A 12,439-nucleotide genomic window follows, 5' to 3' on the forward strand; every position below is an offset into this window, starting at 1 on the left:
CTGTAAAGTGACTCCATCGTCTGAACCAACTATCAAGGGGAAAAACATGCTGTCATTGCTGGGGATGTTGCTGATTGGTTTGGTGGTGGGCCTGATCGCCCGGGCCGTCAAACCCGGGGACGACAAGCTGGGCTGGATCATGACGGCGTTGCTGGGTATTGCAGGCTCTTTTCTGGCCAGCTATGTCGGTATGGCCCTGGGCTGGTATGCGCAGGGGGACAGCGCTGGCTGGATTGCCTCGGTGCTCGGAGCCGTCGCCCTGCTGGTGGTGTATGGCCTGGTCAAGGGCAAGTCTTGAGACTTGATAAAACGCGCTGAGCTGCCCACATCGGTGCTTAGAACCTGTTCTTAAACACCCACGTTCGTCCACCCACCCTCTTTCAAATTGCCACCCATGCCCACCTCACTGCAAATGGCTGCCGGAGACCCTGAACTGGCTGCGGCCGTGCGCCGCGCCCGCAAGCTGCTGCACCGCCGCGCGGTGGTGGCAGCAGCGGCCAGCGTGGTGCCGGTGCCGGGGCTGGACTGGGCCGTGGATGCCGCCCTGCTCTCCCGCCTGATCCCCCAGATCAACGCTGAGTTCGGCCTCACAGCCGAGCAGATCGACCAGCTGGACCCCAAAAAGCGGGAGCAGGTGCAAAAGGCGGTGGGCTTGGTGGGGTCGGTGCTCATCGGCAAGCTGATCACCCGCGAACTGGTCCTGCGGGCCACCCAGACTGTGGGGCTGCGGCTGAGCACCAAGCAGGTCGCCAAATACGTGCCTTTGGCGGGCCAGGCAGTGGCGGCGACCATTGGCTACGCCACCCTGCGCTACCTGGGGGAGCAGCATTTGCGCGACTGCATCCGTGTGGTGCAGCAGGCCCAACTGCGCTTGCCGCCGCCGGCGTCAGCCTCTGCGGTAAAACACTGACTCCCCGAGCCAGGTGGCAACAAGAAAAAAGGGCCCGGGGGCCCTTTTTTCTTCGTAGCGACGCCGTACCGGCTGCACGTCAACTGGCCGAGCAGACAAAGCTGCTGGCATCTTCCACACTGCCCGAGCCCTTGTACTTGGCAAATTGCGGGTAGGGGCACAGCGGACGCGTGCGGTTGGGGAAGTCGGTGTTGGTGGGCAGCGCCTTGGCCGCAATGCTTTGCGGTGCGATGCCCTTCTCCACCCAGTCCACCATGGTCTGGATCGAGTCAAAGTTGTCGGTAGCCGGACCGCCCGAGCAGTGGTTCATGCCCGGCACCAGAAAGGTCCGCGCAAAGCTCTGCGTCGCCGCCACACCCCCGTTGTTGGCCGCCAGGCGTTCGTAGTAGTCCACGGTGTCAAACGCCGAGAAGATCGGGTCGGACATGCCGTGGATGAACAACAGCTTGCCGCCGCGCTGCTTGTAGGCCGCCAGCTTGTCGTCGGCGTAGGTGTCGTAGATGGCCGAGTATGCTGCCATGCGTGCAGGGTCGGTGTCGAAGTTGAACGCCAGCGGGTTGAACGACAGATCGGGCGGTGTGAAGAACTCGTTGACCAGTGCATCCACCATCAACGTGATGTAGCGCGCATCGGGCGTGGCCGTGGTCGAGTTGCCCAGCGTCCACGACCGCCAGCCCGGTGCCGCCAGCCCGGCGTCCCACGGTTGGCCGGTGTACAGCGCCTTGCCGGCAGAGTTACGGGGCCCGGCAAACACGCTCTTGAGCGCGCCCACCTGGGCAGACGATAGGCAGCTGTCGGTCTTGCCGCCCGTGCATTGCAGCACGGCGGGGTCGAACGCCTTGCAGGCATTGACGTTCTGGGCCAGGCCGTCCACCACGCCGTCGGCGGCGTCGCAGGTGGCATTGACTGCAGTGGCCACCAGTTTGAGGTCGCTGTTGCTGAAGGCCTTGGAGAGGATGCGGTTGCCACTGGCATCCTGCGGTGCAATCGCGTTGAACTGGATGGTGTTCCACATCGCGGCCACGGTGGCGCCGCTCGACACACGCATCGCGGGCGCCCCCGCGGTGATGCCGTCAAAGTAGTCCGGAAACCGCTGCGAAAACATCATGCCCTGGCGCCCACCGCCTGAGCAGCCCGAGAAGTACGAGTAGTCCGGCTTGCGGCCGTAGCGCGTGCTGATGAGCGACTTGGAGGCCACGGCTGTCTTGTCGTAGGAGTTGTAGGCATGGTCGATGCGCGCCTGCGGGTCGGCGCCAAAGCTGGCGCTGGTGCCGGTATGGCCCGCATCGGTGGACACCACCGCAAAGCCCTGCCCCAGCGGCGACGGCGTGCCGCCCGAAATGCTGGAGCTGAGCGAGGTGTCGCGCAGGACGCCGTCGTTGCCGCCCCCGCCGATGAACAGAAAGCGCCCGTTCCACCGGTCGGGCAGGCTGAGCTGAAAACCGATCGCATAGTTCTTGCCATCCACACCCGCACGCGGGTTGATGGCGCCCGTGACCACGCAGTGCCCGGGCAAAAAGTCGCCCGTCGCAGCGCCACCGGGGCGGCGCGTGCCGGGTGGCACATAGCTGGTGGACAAGCTGGTGTTGCTGAGCTGCGCGTTGGTGCTCAATGCGGCGCAAGCGGCGGCCGGGTTGGCGCTCTCGGTCACCAGCACGGCGTTACCGCCGCCGCAGGCACTGAGCAATAACGGCAGCAGCATGGCGGCGGGCAGCGCAACGCGTTGCGCGATGGGGGTGTCCAATGGCAGGGATGGCATGGTGGTCTCCTCGGTGAATCGGTCTTGTGGGGTTGAACCAGCGGCGCAGGAATTCCCGGCGACGGCCGTCAGGGCGTCGCAGAAGAAGGTGCGCTGATTTTTTGGAGGGCGAAGGGCCTTGCTGCTATCGCAGGGCTTTGCGCCCTGTGATAACGGGCCCGTACCGACTCAGTCGGCCTTGAAGCCCGTGGCGGCCACGGCCTTGCCCCAAGTGACCGTGTCGGCCGCGATGATGCGGGCGAACTCCTCGCGACTGGTCCCCGTCACGCGGAAACCGGCCTCTTCCATCTTGGCCTTGCCCTCGGGCGACTGCACGGCCTTGATGATGTCGGCGCTCAGCTTGGCGACGATCTCGGGGGGCGTCTTGGAAGGGGCCACGATGCCGAACCACGAGTTGAACTCCAGGCTGGGGTACCCCTGCTCCTTGATGGTCGGCACATCGGGCAGTGCGTTGGACCGGGTACCGCCTGTGGTGCCCAGCGCCACCAGCTTGCCGGCCTTCACGTTAGGGGCGGCCAGGCCCACGCTGGCAAACACGCCCTGCACGTCACCGCTGAACAGACCGCCCAGCGCATCGGTGGTGTTCTTGTAGTGCACCGGTTCGGGCTTGAGCTTGACTGCCTCGCCAAACATGAAGGCGCCGAAGTGACCCGGCGTGCCCGCGCCAAAGGTGGCCAGGAACAGGCCCTTTTGTTGCTGGGTCCAGGCCACAAAGTCCTTCACATTGCGCGACGGCACCTTTTGCGGGTTGACCAGCAACGCAAAGTCAGCGGTGACCACCTGGCTCACGGGGGCAAAGTCCTTTTGCGGGTCGTACGGCAGCTTGTTGTAGCTGCTGGGCGCAATGCTGAGCTGGCCGGTTTCGCCCAGCATCAGTGTGTAGCCATCGGGGGTGGCGCGGGCGGCCTCGGTCGCAGCGATCAGGCCACCGGCGCCGGGCTTGTTGTCCACGATCACGCCCAGGTTGCCCCAGCCTTCCGACAGCTTCTGCGCCAGCAGCCGCGCCACGATGTCCGGCCCCGTGCCCGCCGGAAAGCCCACGATGATGCGCACCGGCTTGTTGGGGTAACTTGCCGTCTGCGCCAGGGCGCCGGTGGCAGGGGCCAGGCCCGCCACCACCGTGGCTGCCAGGCATACGCTGCGCAGGGCATGGCGGCGGGAGAGTCCACGAGACAGGGTGCGGGTGAGCGTGGAAAAAGAGGTCATGACAAGGTCTCCAGGGTGTTGTTGTGTGCTGTCGGTCATCAAAAAAAGGAATAGCAGGACTGCGGTGCGGCTACATCAGCTCCCAAAACCGCATGGCCACGGCGTCCGGGAACCGCGCCCCGGTGCCGGTGAACATGCGCTCCCCGATCCAGCGCAGCGCGGGAGACGCTGTCTCGAACTGGGGGCTGCAGCGAAAGTAGATCTGCGCTGGGTCGACCACCTCGCCACGCACCAGGCGGGCCATCAGCTCCGGCGGGCCGGACCGCACAGCGCGGTTTTGCACATAGATCAGGTCGCCGCCATCCGCCTCCAGCGTGTAGCGCGCGTCCAGCTCGGCCAGGGTGTCGCTCACGATGAGCTGAAAATCCGCCCCGCCAGGCATCACCCGGGCCTGCCAGCCATCGCCCTGGGCCTTCCCGCCCAGGATGGGGATGAGCCGGCGCAGGCCGTGTACGGTGCGGCCCACCTCCTGGGGCACGCCCACCTCCACGCGCAGGTCGGCAAAAAATCGCAAACGGGGTTCCACAAAGGGCACGGGTTCGGTCATGGGCTCCATCTTTCGGGTGTCTGGCAAGGGGATGGCGCATGCTGGACGGCTTGCACCCAGCCTGCTTGCGGGGTTGCACCTAGCGTAAATCCCGTGGTGCTTGACCCCTGTCATCCCTGAAGATGACAGCCATGACAACGCCCACCCGGCACACCCCGCGCGATTCATGAGGCACTGGCTCCCTGCAAGCACCTCGGGCAGCGGCATTGCCCCCACGCCCAACCTCACGGGCTCGGCCCTGGGCGCCATGGTTCACCAGCTGGGCGACGACGGGTTTGCCTGCGGCATGCTGCAAGAGCTGGCCCCCGTGCTGCCCGCAGCGTCGTGGTCGGTGTACCGCACCGGGCGCCATTGCAAACCCACCTTGTTCATGTCGGCCAGTTACGGCATCCCCGACACCACACAGGACTGCTGGTGGGCCTACCTCTCGGGCCCCTACCGCACCGACCGCACCTGGGGCCGCTCGCTGGACGAAGCTGCCCCGGCCGAAGCACCCACCCAGTTGTGCCACCTGACGGCGCCCGAGGTAGATGCGGAGCACCGCGCCCGCGTTTACGAGGCCCATGGCGTGGCCGAGCGGGTGTCGGTGGTCGAACACGAGAGCGATGGCTCGGTCTTTGCCGTCAACTTCTACCGCCACCAGCACCAAAAGCCCTTCCAGGACCGGCAGATCAGCGACTTTGAGGGCATGGCCCCGGTGCTGCTGGCGCTGACCCGCAAGCACATCGCCTTGGCCCAGCGCCCCGGCGTGCTGCAACCCGCACTGCAGCCCCCGGCGCAGGCCACGGTGCCCGCACTGTCCCACAGCCTGCCTGCGCTGCGCGAACGCCTGCTGCGCGCCCACCCAGGGCTGACCGAGCGCGAGCTGGACGTGTGCGCCCGCCTGCTGCAAGGCATGACGCAAGAGGGCATTGCTTGCGACCTGGGCCTGAGCCTGCCCACCGTCAAAACCTACCGCAACCGCGCTTTCAGCCGCCTGGGCATCCACTTTCGCAACGAGCTGTTTGCGCTGGCGCTGGGCACCCAACGCAACGCTTAGCGTCCAGCGCCGCACTGCGCATGGGCACAATGCCAGCCCATGCCCAGCCTGCCGCCGTCACCCGTTCCACCCACGCCCCCCGCAGGCCGTGCCCACGTGGTCGCGCAATGGGCCCAGGCCTTGCGCAACCGGGCTGACAGCGCCGCCCTGCAGCAGCTGCCCCCGCTGACCGATGCCGAGGCCGCGCAGGTCATGGCCCAGCTGCGGGGCGATGGCAGCCACCCGCCGGGCCGCAGCCCGGTACCCAACACAACCGATGGCGTCGTCCCCGGCCACTTCCGCCCACGCATCACACTCATGACCCTGGGCCGGGGCGACGGCCTGCTGGGCATGGCGCCCCAGGGCAAGCTGGGCCCGCGCGGTGACAGCGTGACGCTGGTGCAGATCGACTGGACTTACCGCACCGACAGCGGCGCCACCTGGCAGACGCCGGCTCCCACCTCCATCCTCAACGCCCGCCCGGCTCTGGTGCAAGACCTGTTCGACACCGGCGGCCCGGTGGTGCGCATGCAGCGCAACCTGGCCGCCGAGGCCGATGCCATGGACCGTGTGTGGGACTTGGGACTGACTCCCGTGGACGCCAAAAACTTACAGTGGCGCCACCGCGCAGCCGCTGCCACCCTGGGCCCTGTGTGGACCCTGGCGCAAGAGGCGCACTTTGGCGACTTCTGGGCCGACGTGGTACCCCAGCTGCGCGCCGAAGGCTGGAGCGTGGTGGTGCACCCCGGCTTTGCGCACGAAAGCGTGCCCGTGTTGCGATGGAAGCTGCTAATTGCCCCCGACACCGGCGAGTTGCTGGGCAAGGAAGTGGACGGCCCGATGGCCCCGCGAGAGCGCCCCGTGCAAAAGCTCATGCTGCCCGAGCGCGAGGGCGCCTGGCTGCTCAGCCTGGGCATCGAGATCGATGGGCAAACGCTGGACCTGGCCCCCATGCTGGCCGACCTGCTGCGGCGCGACGCCCGCTGGCTCAACGCGCGGCAGATGGCGGCCATCGATGACATCGCCATCATTTCGCTGCGTGCGCCCGGCGGCAAGCGCATCGAGGCGCCCGCCGGGCCGCTCAAGGCCATCGTGGGCGCCATGGTGGACCTGCTGACCGACCCCACCCGCAGACAACTCAAGGATGGCGACCCGCTGCGCCTGGGCGCCTGGGAGGCCCGCCGCATCGAGGCCCTGCGGGCCGGGTTGGTGCAGGCGCACCGCGTGGGCACAGTGAACGGCTGGAACAACGACTGGCAGTTGCAGGGCGATGCGGGCCTGGCACAACTCGCCAAGCGCCTGCGCTCCATCGGCACGCCCCAACCGGTGGCCGCCCCGCAGGGCCTGCAGGTGCAACTGCGCCCGTACCAGCTCGAAGGGCTGGCCTGGCTGCAATACCTGCGCGCCCAGGGCCTGGGCGGCATCCTGGCCGACGACATGGGCCTGGGCAAAACCGCACAGGCGCTGGCCCACGTGCTGACCGAAAAGGAGGCCGGGCGCCTGAAGCGCCCGGCGCTGGTGGTGCTGCCCACCTCGCTACTCTTCAACTGGCAGGCCGAGGCCGCGCGCATGGCGCCCAGCCTGCGCGTGCTGGCCCTGCATGGCGCGGACCGTGGCAAACGCTACCTGCACATCGCAGACCATGACCTGGTGCTGACCACCTACCCGCTGCTGTGGCGTGATGTGGATGCGCTGGCCGCGCAGCCCTTTCACCTGCTGATCCTGGACGAAGCCCAGATGGTGAAGAACGCCGGCAGCCGCAGCGCCCGCGCCCTGCGCAAGCTGCAGGCACCGCACCTGCTGTGCCTGACGGGCACGCCGCTGGAGAACCACCTGGGCGAGCTGTGGGCGCAGTTTGACTTTTTGATGCCCGGCTTTTTGGGTGATGTGCGCAGCTTCAACGCCCGCTGGCGCAAGCCCATCGAAGAAAACGGCGAAACCCTGCGCGCCCAGCTGCTGTCGCAGCGCGTGCGCCCCTTCATCCTGCGCCGCCGCAAGCAGGACGTTGCCACCGAACTGCCACCACGCACCGAAACCATCCTGCGCGTGCAGTTGCAAGGCAAGCAGCGCGAGCTGTACGAGGCCGTGCGCACCACGGCCGACAAACAGGTGCGCCGTGCGCTGGAGCGCCAGGGCTTTGAAGGTTCACAAATCGCCATCCTCGATGCCCTGCTGAAACTGCGCCAGGTCTGCTGCGATCCACGCCTCGTCAAAGGAACCACGAAAACCGCCCACACCATGGAGCGCGCCAAGCTCGAACTGCTGGCCGACCTGCTGCCCGCCCTGGTCGATGAAGGCCGCCGCGTGCTGGTGTTCTCGCAGTTCACCGAAATGCTGGCGCTGGCGGGCGAGCTGCTCGACACCCTGGCCCTGCCCTACCTCACCCTCACAGGCCAGACGCCGCCCCGCCAGCGCGGCGCGGTGGTGCGACAGTTCCAGGCGCAGGGCGACGCAAGCGCCGCCATCCTGCTGGTAAGCCTCAAGGCCGGTGGCCTGGGCCTGAACCTCACCGCCGCCGACACCGTGATCCACCTCGACCCGTGGTGGAACCCCGCCGTCGAAGAACAGGCCACCGCCCGCGCCCACCGCATCGGGCAGGACCAGCCGGTGTTCGTCTACAAGCTGGTGGTGGAAGGCAGCATTGAGGAGCGCATGCTGGAACTGCAGGCCCGCAAGGCCGCGCTGGCCCAGGGCGTGCTGGGGCACGATGCCGAAGGCGCAGTCAAGTTCAGCGAGGCCGACCTGCACGCCCTGCTCGCACCCCTGAGCGAACCCGCCAACAACCCGCTGGGCATCCCCGGCGAAGACGCGCTGCGCTGGGGCGGCACAGGCAAACGGCGGCCCCGGCCGCTGCAGCCACCGGAAACCTGATTTTTGGGCGTTTTTGCCTTGTAGCGCTGGTAATTCATGCGCTGACAGCTATCAATAGATGAGCACTCTCATCCGTGCGGTGAGCCTTGCGCAAAAGCGCAGAATTCAAAAGCAAGCTTCGGAGTGCGCCTCACAGCCTCCGTCCCTAGAGTGCATGGCATTGCAACCCACCTCGTGAGCCGTGCACCATGATGAACGTGTCCACCCTTCTGCCCCACAGCGCCCCCATGCCCACCCGCCACCGCCCCAACACCAAAGCCGCGCAGGCCGCCGCCACCCAGGCCGACCCGCGCTGGGCGGCGGTGGTGGCGCGCAGCACTGGGGCCGATGGAACGTTCTGGTACTCGGTGCAGACCACGGGCGTGTACTGCCGCCCCAGCTGCGCGTCGCGCACACCCCGGCCGGAGAACGTGCTGTTCCATGCCAGTTGCGATGAAGCAGAGCACGCCGGGTTTCGCCCCTGCCAGCGCTGCAAGCCGCGCCAGGCCACCGCGCTGTCGCACCACGCGGCCCTTGTGACCGAGGCCTGCCGCATCATCGAAAGCGCCGCACCCGGAGACGCCCCCACGCTCGATGCACTGGCAGCGCGCGTCGGCCTGAGCGCCTCGCACCTGCACCGCATCTTCAAGCAGGCCACGGGCCTCACCCCCAAGGCCTATGCAGTGGCCCAGCGTGCGCAACGGCTGCGCAGTGCGCTCGACAGCCCGACCACGGACTCGGTGACGGACGCGATCTATGGCGCGGGCTACCAGTCCAGCAGCCGGTTTTACGAACAGTCGGCCCAGGTGCTGGGCATGCGGCCCAGCCAGTACCGTGCGCGGGGTGCGTCGCAAGACATCCGCTTTGCCATCGGCCAATGCTCGCTGGGCGCGATTCTGGTGGCGCAGAGCGACCGGGGCATCTGCGCGATCTTGCTGGGCGACGACCCCGATGCGCTGCTGCGCGAGCTGCAGGACCGGTTTGCGCAGGCCCGCCTGATCGGCGGCGACGCCGCGTTTGAAGCCCTGGTGGCGCAGGTGGTGGCGTTTGTCGAGGCGCCCGGCCTGGGGCTGAACCTGCCGCTGGATGTGCGCGGTACCGCCTTCCAGCAGCGGGTGTGGCGGGTGCTGCAGGCCATCCCGGCCGGGCAGACGGCCAGCTATGCCGAGGTGGCTCAGCGCATTGGCAGCCCCAAGGCCGTGCGGGCCGTGGCCCAGGCCTGCGCGGCCAATGGGCTGGCCGTGGCCATTCCCTGCCACCGGGTGGTGAAGAGCGATGGCGCGCTGTCCGGCTACCGCTGGGGCGTGGAGCGCAAACGTGCCCTGCTGGCGCGCGAGTCCGACGTAGAGGCGGCCCCGCTGCCGGCGGAGAAGGTGGCATGAGCTTGGCGACTCTTTCGACTCTTTCAACATCCGGCACGCCAGCGGACGGCCTGTGGCACCAACGCGCGGCCGCTATCGATTGGCAAAGCACCACCGACGCCCTGCACCAGCATGGCAATGCCGTGCTGCACCAACTGCTGGACGCCACCGAATGCGCAGCGCTGGCCCGGATGTACGGGCACGCGCCAGAGGGCACGTTTCGCAGCCGCGTGGTGATGCAGCGCCATGGCTTTGGCCAGGGTGAATACCGGTACTTCAGCTACCCTTTGCCCGATCTTGCGGCAGGTCTGCGCGAGGCGCTGTACCCGCATCTGGCCCCCATCGCCAACCAATGGAACGCCGCGATGGGCATCGACGTGCGCTACCCCGCGCAGCATGCCGACTTCATCGCCCGTTGCCACGCGGCAGGCCAAGTGCGCCCCACCCCGCTGTTGCTGCAGTACGCTGCGGGCGACTACAACTGCCTGCACCAGGATCTGTATGGCGCGCATGTATTTCCGCTGCAGGTGGCCATCCTGCTGTCGGAGCCGGGGCGCGACTTCTCCGGCGGCGAGTTCGTGCTGACCGAACAGCGCCCGCGTATGCAGTCGCGGGCCGAGGTGGTGCCGCTATCGCGCGGCGACGCCGTGGTGTTTGCCGTGCACCACCGCCCCGTGCAGGGCACGCGCGGGCCGTACCGCGTGCAGATGCGCCATGGCGTGAGCCGCCTGCGCAGCGGGCAGCGGCACACGCTGGGCATCATCTTTCATGATGCTGAGTGACGCTGCGCCCACAGTGCCCGCAGTGCCCTTGCAGGCAGCACACTCGCCCACAACGACCCATGCCATGACCGCCAGCCTGTTCGACGACCCACCCCAGCCTGCCGGGCCACCCGAGGTGCTGGAGCCCGGCGCCGTGGTGCTGCGCGGCTTTGCGCTGGCCCAGGCGACGGACTTACTGGCTGCGGTGCAGCAGATCACCGCCCAGGCGCCCTTCAGACATCTGGTGACCCCCGGAGGCCTGACCATGTCGGTAGCCATGACCAACTGCGGCGCGTTGGGCTGGGTAAGTGACCGCAGCGGCTACCGCTATGACCCCATCGACCCGCAGACCGGCCAGAGCTGGCCGACCATGCCGCTGCTGTTTCGCCAACTCGCGCGCGAAGCAGCTGAAACGGCTGGCTTCGCCGGTTTTGCGCCCGACGCCTGCCTCATCAACCGCTATGCCCCCGGCGCGCGCCTGTCACTGCACCAGGACCGTGACGAAGGCAACTACGCCCATCCCATCGTGTCCGTGTCGCTGGGCGTTCCGGCGATGTTTCTGTGGGGCGGCGCGCAGCGGGCGGACAAGACCCGCCGCATCGCGCTGCTGCACGGCGATGTGGTGGTGTGGGGCGGACCGGCGCGCTTGCGCTTTCATGGCGTGCTGCCCCTGCCCGAGGCGCACCACCCGTTGACGTGTGCGCACCGCATCAACCTCACCTTCAGAAAGGCCGGTTGAGGTCGTCTCGGCGACTCTGCTCGACTCAACGCGTGGCGTAGCCTGTCCAGCCGCCAATCGATGCCAACAGTTTGTCGGCCTGGGCGCGCCCTTTCAGGTCCTGGGCGATGGTGAGCTGCCGCCCGCCCCGCAGCTCGGCTGTGATGCGGTAGTAAACGTCGCGTTTGCTGTTGCTCTCCACCGTGTAGCTCTCCACCACCCGCAGTCGGGCAATGTCGTGCGGGGGCACCTGGTGCCAGCGCAGCATCAGGCCCAGCAGACGCCGCTCGGTGCGCAGGCCGTTGTGGTCCAGCTGCACACGCAGGCTGTTGGCCAGGGCGTAGAAGCTGCCCAGCAGCACCATTCCACCCACACCGCCGAACAGCAGGCGAAACAGCCACGGCCCGACCTCGCCCGAGGACTCCTGCTCCCAGGGCACCAGTGCCCCGACGGTCAGAAACACGGCCCCCATCACTGCCAGCGCCAGCTTGAGTCCCCACCACCGGCCCGCCGGAAAGTACATGGCCACCCCGCCGGGTATGCGCTCCACCCGCCCGGGCATGCCCGCCGTCAGGGGCTGGCTGCTGCTGCCCGCACTGCCCTGCGCGGCGAGGGTGGGGCGCAGCACATGCACCAGCAGACCCACGCCCACGCCGCCAAACACCACCACAAACACCATCTTCAGGGCCAGGAGGCCGGGCCGCAAGCTGCGGTCAATGACGGACTCCGACGGGTCCGACGGACTGACCCACACCTGGACGCGCGCGCCATCGCGCAGCGCCTGCTCCAGCCGCGCACCCAGCGCTTCCTGAAAATCGCCCACGTTGTCGCCCCCGCCACTGATCGCGACGCGGTCCCCCTGGTACTCACGCCCCGCCACCTGGTAACGGTAGCTGGCCTTGACGGTGTAGGAGCTGGATTTGCTGCTGCGGCTGGTCTCCAGGCGCGCCGCCACCAGCGCGGCGGGCACGGGTTGCCACCACTGCATGCGTGCCCAGTCGTACAACGTGGGCAGCACGCTGAGCAGCAGCATGCCCACCCCCACAGCCGCAAATGGCAGGGCAAACAAGCCCAGCAGCCAGCCGCCGGCGCGCTGGGTGTTGCCTGCAACCGAGCTGGGCGTGCGTTGCGCGGCGGGTGTGGATGAGTGTCTGGCCATGAATGAACGGGGAAAAAGACGCTGCCCACTGGCGGGCTGAGAATGCCGGGGGATTGGCTGCCTGCCGGCCGATGGAGGCCACGAACCTTGCCATGCCAGATTCTGCGGCGCGCTCTGGCACAGCGCAATCCGCCTGTGCGGGTGGCGGGC

General features: G+C 67.8%; 11 protein-coding genes. 7 read left to right on the forward strand and 4 right to left on the reverse strand.

The window, feature by feature from the left end; all coding sequences use genetic code 11:
• The first annotated feature begins 46 nt into the window (after positions 1-46).
• Together ACODSU_RS04695 and ACODSU_RS04700 are read left to right on the forward strand one after the other, a co-directional pair.
• Positions 47-298: a GlsB/YeaQ/YmgE family stress response membrane protein gene (locus tag ACODSU_RS04695; protein ID WP_015014032.1), complete on the forward strand. Its 252-nt coding sequence runs from the start codon at positions 47-49 to the stop codon at positions 296-298.
• A gap of 96 nt (positions 299-394) precedes the next feature.
• Positions 395-910 (forward strand): hypothetical protein, encoded by a 516-nt coding sequence (locus tag ACODSU_RS04700; RefSeq protein ID WP_110958627.1) that lies wholly within the window; start codon positions 395-397, stop codon positions 908-910.
• A gap of 79 nt (positions 911-989) precedes the next feature.
• Here ACODSU_RS04700 and ACODSU_RS04705 read toward each other — a convergent pair whose 3' ends face one another.
• From ACODSU_RS04705 to ACODSU_RS04715, 3 genes are all read right to left on the reverse strand, one after another.
• Complete coding sequence (locus ACODSU_RS04705) at positions 990-2,669, reverse strand: DUF6351 family protein (RefSeq protein ID WP_488840480.1); 1,680 nt, start codon at positions 2,667-2,669, stop codon at positions 990-992.
• A gap of 168 nt (positions 2,670-2,837) precedes the next feature.
• Positions 2,838-3,875, reverse strand: a complete 1,038-nt coding sequence (locus ACODSU_RS04710) for a Bug family tripartite tricarboxylate transporter substrate binding protein (protein ID WP_488840482.1) — start codon at positions 3,873-3,875, stop codon at positions 2,838-2,840.
• A gap of 70 nt (positions 3,876-3,945) precedes the next feature.
• Positions 3,946-4,422 carry a DUF3237 domain-containing protein gene (locus ACODSU_RS04715; RefSeq protein ID WP_056062938.1) on the reverse strand — a complete coding sequence of 159 codons (477 nt, stop codon included), beginning with the start codon at positions 4,420-4,422 and terminating at the stop codon, positions 3,946-3,948.
• Between the two features lie 166 nt (positions 4,423-4,588).
• Here ACODSU_RS04715 and ACODSU_RS04720 point away from each other — a divergent pair, with 166 nt between their 5' ends.
• From ACODSU_RS04720 to alkB, 5 genes are all read left to right on the forward strand, one after another.
• Positions 4,589-5,461: a helix-turn-helix transcriptional regulator gene (locus ACODSU_RS04720; RefSeq protein WP_295938949.1), complete on the forward strand. Its 873-nt coding sequence runs from the start codon at positions 4,589-4,591 to the stop codon at positions 5,459-5,461.
• Positions 5,462-5,500: 39 nt separating this feature from the next.
• Complete coding sequence (locus tag ACODSU_RS04725) at positions 5,501-8,311, forward strand: DEAD/DEAH box helicase (protein ID WP_488840485.1); 2,811 nt, start codon at positions 5,501-5,503, stop codon at positions 8,309-8,311.
• Positions 8,312-8,538: 227 nt separating this feature from the next.
• A complete protein-coding gene (gene ada / locus ACODSU_RS04730) occupies positions 8,539-9,672 on the forward strand; it encodes a bifunctional DNA-binding transcriptional regulator/O6-methylguanine-DNA methyltransferase Ada (protein ID WP_488840552.1) in 1,134 nt (377 codons plus the stop codon).
• On the forward strand, positions 9,669-10,433 hold the full coding sequence (locus ACODSU_RS04735) for a 2OG-Fe(II) oxygenase (RefSeq protein ID WP_488840487.1): 765 nt from the start codon (positions 9,669-9,671) through the stop codon (positions 10,431-10,433). Before ada ends, ACODSU_RS04735 begins: the two co-directional genes overlap by 4 nt.
• A gap of 64 nt (positions 10,434-10,497) precedes the next feature.
• The gene (gene alkB / locus ACODSU_RS04740) at positions 10,498-11,151 is read left to right on the forward strand and encodes a DNA oxidative demethylase AlkB (protein WP_488840489.1); all 654 of its coding nucleotides are present in this window, start codon (positions 10,498-10,500) and stop codon (positions 11,149-11,151) included.
• Between the two features lie 25 nt (positions 11,152-11,176).
• Here alkB and ACODSU_RS04745 read toward each other — a convergent pair whose 3' ends face one another.
• Entirely contained in the window at positions 11,177-12,289 is a 1,113-nt protein-coding gene (locus ACODSU_RS04745; protein ID WP_488840491.1) for a DUF3592 domain-containing protein, read from the reverse strand.
• Positions 12,290-12,439: the final 150 nt, after the last annotated feature.

It is taken from the genome of Acidovorax sp. FG48 (genome assembly GCF_057809085.1).

Bases quoted from the DNA above. Each gene is read 5' to 3' on its own strand.
- ACODSU_RS04695 (WP_015014032.1), top strand. From the start codon at position 47: ATGCTGTCATTGCTGGGGATGTTGCTGATTGGTTTGGTGGTGGGCCTG.
- ACODSU_RS04700 (WP_110958627.1), top strand. From the start codon at position 395: ATGCCCACCTCACTGCAAATGGCTGCCGGAGACCCTGAACTGGCTGCG.
- ACODSU_RS04705 (WP_488840480.1), bottom strand. From the start codon at position 2,669: ATGCCATCCCTGCCATTGGACACCCCCATCGCGCAACGCGTTGCGCTG.
- ACODSU_RS04710 (WP_488840482.1), bottom strand. From the start codon at position 3,875: ATGACCTCTTTTTCCACGCTCACCCGCACCCTGTCTCGTGGACTCTCC.
- ACODSU_RS04715 (WP_056062938.1), bottom strand. From the start codon at position 4,422: ATGACCGAACCCGTGCCCTTTGTGGAACCCCGTTTGCGATTTTTTGCC.
- ACODSU_RS04720 (WP_295938949.1), top strand. From the start codon at position 4,589: ATGAGGCACTGGCTCCCTGCAAGCACCTCGGGCAGCGGCATTGCCCCC.
- ACODSU_RS04725 (WP_488840485.1), top strand. From the start codon at position 5,501: ATGCCCAGCCTGCCGCCGTCACCCGTTCCACCCACGCCCCCCGCAGGC.
- ada (WP_488840552.1), top strand. From the start codon at position 8,539: ATGCCCACCCGCCACCGCCCCAACACCAAAGCCGCGCAGGCCGCCGCC.
- ACODSU_RS04735 (WP_488840487.1), top strand. From the start codon at position 9,669: ATGAGCTTGGCGACTCTTTCGACTCTTTCAACATCCGGCACGCCAGCG.
- alkB (WP_488840489.1), top strand. From the start codon at position 10,498: ATGACCGCCAGCCTGTTCGACGACCCACCCCAGCCTGCCGGGCCACCC.
- ACODSU_RS04745 (WP_488840491.1), bottom strand. From the start codon at position 12,289: ATGGCCAGACACTCATCCACACCCGCCGCGCAACGCACGCCCAGCTCG.